Raw genomic sequence first — 4908 nt, 5'->3', positions numbered from 1 at the left:
GACGGCGATCTTCGCCTTGGTGCTGCCGCTCTGGGAGCCGTAGGTCTCGATCTTGCGGACGAGCGCCATGCTCTCGTCGTCGGCGACCTCGCCGAACACCACGTGCTTGCCGTCCAGCCACGGGGTGAGGACCGTGGTGATGAAGAACTGCGAACCGTTGGTGTTCGGGCCGGCGTTGGCCATCGAGAGCAGACCCGGCTTGGTGTGCTTCAGGGTGAAGTTCTCGTCGGCGAACTTCTCGCCGTAGATGCTCTTGCCGCCGGTGCCGTTGCCCCGGGTGAAGTCACCGCCCTGGAGCATGAAGTCCGGGATGACACGGTGGAACGGGGAGCCGGCGTAGCCGTAGCCGTGCTCACCGGTGGCCAGCGCGCGGAAGTTCTCCGCGGTCTTGGGGGCAACGTCGTCGAAAAGGTTGAACACGATCCGCCCAGCGGGCTGCTCGTCGATGGTGATGTCGAAATACGCCTTGATGGTCATGGGTCCATCCTGACATCAACCGCCGCCTCCCGATGCACAGACCCCGCCCCACGGCGGCTGTGGGCTGCACGAACACGGCGTACCACGGGGGTGAGCCGTGGTACGCCGTTTCATTCAGGGAGAACGCCGCTTCCCCCTACCTGTGCTGCTCAGCGGTTGCCGCGGTGACCCCCGTCGCGCTGACCGCCGTCACGGTGACCCCCGTCGCGCTGACCGCCGTCACGGTGACCCCCGTCGCGCTGACCGCCATCGCGGTGACCCCCGTCGCGGTGCCGGCCCCAGGACTCGGAGTCGACCTTGTGCCCGCGGTTGTCGCGGAGCGTGGCGGTGTCCCTGCTGTCCCACACGTACTGACGACGGTCCTGGTACACGTCGTGCCGGGTGTCACGGCCGACACCGGTGTGGACGCGGACGGAGGAGCGGCCGGGCAGCCGCAGGTCGAACTTGTACGTGCGGCGGCTCTCGTCGCTGAGCGTCCAGCCGCGGAGGTTGACGGCGTGACGGCCGGTGTTGGTGACGGTGACCCACTCGGCGTTCAGGCTGCGGTTGGAGCCGTTGTCGCGGCCGGGGCTGTCGTACTGGATCTCGCCCAGGACGACCGCCGAGCGCTGTGCCGGCCTGTTGTGACCGTGGTCCCTGCCATCGGCCGTCGCCGGCAGAGCCGCTGCTGCGAGCAGGGCGCCTGAGGCGAGAACGGTGGCGGTGATCCGTCGTGCGGAACGGGACATGAAAACCCCTCATCGTGCAGGCCCGGAATGGAGTCCCGGGCGTTTTCCGATCCCGGCGTCGTGCCGGGAACGCAAACTTTGTCCCGCTTCCGGGGTGGCCGAAAGGTGCCCTGGTTCGTGTGACAAAGTGCGGACATTTCTGTCACACACGACTGCATTCGGCACGGATTCCGGCGGTCGTAGACCTGTCAACCGTTGATCGCTGCACCGACCCTTTCGGGGGACCGTTCACATGGTCACCACATCTCGTTCACCCTGAGCCCACTCCCCCTGGCAACCCTGCCTGGACCGCGCGGATCCGTGTAACAAAAGGGACAGCGCTTACCTGGACAAAGGTTTCATTACCGACGGGAAAGGAGCTCGTGCGTTCGAGCCTTGAGCATCCACCGCGAAGGGGCGAGACGGATGCGCTGACCGCCGCTGGTCACCAACGCGTTCACGGGCGTCATCGGATCCAGCGCCATCGTCCTGGCCAGCAGGACGCCGATGACCAGCGGGAGGAGGGTCACGGCCAGCGCGGTACCCGCGCTGGTCAGGTTCTGGATGCGGGGGCGCGTCGGAGCGTCGGGGAGCATGGTTCCCATTCGACCAGCGGGGCCCCGTGGCGAAATCGGGTCACGTACTCAGACCCGCCGCTCCCTCGTACTCATCCCGGCGCACGGCCCCGCCCGTCCTTCATCCCTGAGGGGACGGGCCCCAGTGGGAGAACCGGGGCAGCCACTTCACCCGGTAGTCGGGATGTCCGGCGTGCTCGGCGGCCATCTGCCGGACGACGAATCCCAGCCCGACGGCGCGGCCCGAGGTGAAGTCCTGGGCCGGCCGGTCGCTGTCCAGGACCGCGATCTCCTCGTACTCGTCCAGGAGGACCCTGGTGGTCTCGATGCGGCGCAGGGTGCGCGCGGGGTCCTGGAAGGCGATGTGCCGGTCGTAGCCACGCGACCGAACGACGAACGCGATGCCGCTCGTGCGGTCGTGCACCTCGCCAGGTGCCTCGGCCGGGGTCCGCCAGCCGTCACCGCCCGCTTCCCGCGCGATGTTCTCCTCCTCGGCGAGGCGTGCCCGCACGAAGGCCAACAGGTCCGAGTTGTCTGCCATCTGGTTCCGAATCCTTCTCCGTCACAGACCGCGGCGGAAGATCCACTCGCCGCCACGGGCCCGTTCTGCCCGACCAGCAGAGGATGCCTCACCTGCGTGCCGTGGGCGCAGTCCGCACCGGGCGCGTTCCGTATGACGGACAACTCACCCGACCGCGACCGGCGCGGATCAGCAGGACGGGGCCCGGCGGGCGGCCATGAGCAGCGCGATGTCGTCCGGCCGGTCCTCGTCCTGCCGGGCCTGCCCGATGACGCGGTCCGCGGCCTCGGCGAGCGGCATGTGGCCCACTGCGGCCAGGGTGCTGCGCAGACGCTCGATGCCCTCGTCGATGTCCGTACCGGCCTTTTCCACGAGCCCGTCCGTGAACAGGGCCAGGACGGCTCCCGGCCCGAGCCGCAGTTCCGTGACGGGATAGGAGGCAGCCGGGTCCACACCGAGCACCACTCCTCCGGGGAGGTCCAGGACCTCGGTCCTGCCGTCGGGATGCCGCAGGACGGGCTGGGGGTGCCCGGCGCGGACGGCACGGGTGACACCGGTGGCGGGGTCGAGCAGCGCGAAGCAGCAGCTGGCGAACTGACCGGGGTCGAGGCCGATGAGCAGCCGGTTGGTGGCGCTCATGATCTCCTGCGGTTCCTGCCCGATGAGCGCGAAGGCCCTTACGGCGCTGCGCAGTTGGCCCATGGTGGCGGCCGCCGCGACACCGTGCCCCTGGACGTCCCCGATGACCAGGGCGAGTCCGCTGCCGGTCTCGATGACGTCGTACCAGTCGCCCCCGATCTCGATGTCCTGGGTACCGGAGAGGTAACGCCCGACGGTGTCGACGTGCTCGACGACGGGCAGCCGGTGGGGCAGCAGGGCTTCCTGGAGTCCTCGCGCGAGCGCGACCTCGGTGTCGTAGCGCCGGGCGCGCTCGAGTGCCTGGGCGATGAGCCCGGCCAGCGCGGTGAGTACGGTGCGCTCCTCCGGGCTGAAGCTGCGGGGTTGGTCGAAGCCGAGGATGCACGAACCCACGGGACGGCCCGAGGCGATGAGCGGCAGGAAGGCGCGGGCACCGACGCTGGCGTCCATGGGGATGCCGGGATAGGCGTCGGCCAGCTGGTCCATCGACTCGAAGAACAGCGGCCGGCCGCTCGTGAGTGTCTCGACGCCGGGGATGCGGGCGTCGAGGCCGACTCCGTCGAAACGGTCGAGGAAGCCCTTGGGGAAGCCCGTCTCCGAGGCGAGGTAGAGGCGCCGTTCGTTCTGGAGGTAGATGGCCAGCTGTCTGCCGCCGAACGCGGGCAGCAGTTCCTCCGTGACCACGGCCGATACCTGGCGGGCCGTGACCGCCTCCGTGAGCGCGATGGCCAGCGCCACCGGCCGGTAGAGGACGGCGGAGCGATCGGCCGGTGAGCCGAGCTCCGCCCCTGGTGTGGCGGCGGACTCCGGTGCGTGGCCGGGCCGCCCCGAAGGACTGAAGGTGACCGTGACCCCCTCGCGGCCGGGGAACATCGCCACGGACAGCCAGTTGGTCGGGGTGCGCCGGGCGAGGAAGTGGACCGGGTCGTCGGAGAAGAACGCGGCCCGGTGATGGTCCTCGTAGGCGGGGTTCGCCAGCCAGGGCAGCACGGCCCACAGGTCCCGGCCGATCAGCTCCGCCCGGGCGTGACCGAGGATCTCCTCCGCCGGGCCGTTGACATAGGTGATCCGCCCGAGCCGGTCGTGACAGAGCATGCCGCCTGGGATCCGGTCGGCCGCGTCCGGGACGACCTGGCCGGCTCCCGGGTCGAGCAGGACACCGGTCAGCCGGCCCCTCCCGCCGTGGCCGGAGAGTTCGACGAGAAGCGGACGGCCGTCCGGATCCCACAGCCGCATCCGGCGCACATGGGGCTCCGCCGCCCCTGCGGCTCTGCTTCCCAGCGCCCGGAGCCCGTGCACGTCCTCGGGAAGCAGCCGGGCAGTCAGCGCCTCCATGGTGCGCGCAGGGGGGTCCACGGGGTCGTTGCCCAGGATCAGACGCGTGGCGTCGTCCGCGCCGACGGCCCCACTGCCGACATCCCAGTCGAAGTATCCGACCCGCAGCGGCCGCGCGGTGTCCGAGGGCAGTCGGACGACCACGGGCTCGCCGTCCCATTCCGCCGGTGCCCCGAGCGCGGCGATGTCGGCGCCGAGCCTCCGTGCGAGCCCCTCCATCCGGCGGCGGTCCGCTCCGCCGACCGGTATCCCCCGGGTGGCGTAGCGCAGGACGACGAGAACGCCCACCGGTGTGGTCCCCACCGAAACGGGCGCGTAGAGCGATCCGAAGGGGAACGGCAGACCCGCCATCAGCTGCGGGAACCGGCGCATGGCGTCCTCCCCGTCGCCCAGGTACACCGGCCTGTTCGAGCGGTAGGCCTCGGCCACCGGGAAGGGCCGGTTCACATTCATCCGCCACCAGGGACGCAGCAGCGGGCCGGGGAGCCCCGCGAGCACCGCCATCAGCAGGAGGCCAGGGGTACGGGAGCGCAGGTAGACCCCGCCCCCGTACCCGCCGACGCCGTCGACGGCGCTCACCACGGCCTGGGCGAGCACCAGCGACAGGCCGTCGGGCGTTCGGCTGCCTTCGGGGCTCCAGGTCACACAGCCAGGA

The 4908-nt window shown here is 70.5% G+C and carries 5 protein-coding genes; all 5 read right to left on the bottom strand.

What is annotated here, in order from left to right; genetic code table 11:
* A partial coding sequence (locus ACFWFI_RS40960) for a peptidylprolyl isomerase (RefSeq protein ID WP_387400769.1) occupies positions 1–477 on the bottom strand: 477 nt, incomplete at its 3' end.
* A 149-nt stretch (positions 478–626) separates the two neighbouring features.
* A complete protein-coding gene (locus ACFWFI_RS40955) occupies positions 627–1205 on the bottom strand; it encodes a lamin tail domain-containing protein (protein ID WP_387400767.1) in 579 nt (192 codons plus the stop codon).
* Positions 1206–1546: 341 nt separating this feature from the next.
* The gene (locus ACFWFI_RS40950; RefSeq protein WP_387400765.1) at positions 1547–1780 is read right to left on the bottom strand and encodes a hypothetical protein; all 234 of its coding nucleotides are present in this window, start codon (positions 1778–1780) and stop codon (positions 1547–1549) included.
* A 100-nt stretch (positions 1781–1880) separates the two neighbouring features.
* Positions 1881–2300: a DUF6221 family protein gene (locus ACFWFI_RS40945; protein ID WP_387400763.1), complete on the bottom strand. Its 420-nt coding sequence runs from the start codon at positions 2298–2300 to the stop codon at positions 1881–1883.
* 168 nt (positions 2301–2468) lie between these two features.
* Positions 2469–4898, bottom strand: coding sequence for a SpoIIE family protein phosphatase (locus ACFWFI_RS40940; RefSeq protein WP_387400770.1), 2430 nt, complete (start codon positions 4896–4898; stop codon positions 2469–2471).
* Positions 4899–4908 lie beyond the last annotated feature (10 nt).

This window comes from Streptomyces sp. NPDC060209, assembly GCF_042728155.1.
In the GTDB taxonomy this organism is placed as follows: Bacteria; Actinomycetota; Actinomycetes; order Streptomycetales; family Streptomycetaceae; genus Streptomyces.
This window is presented reverse-complemented; position numbering and strand designations above follow the sequence as displayed.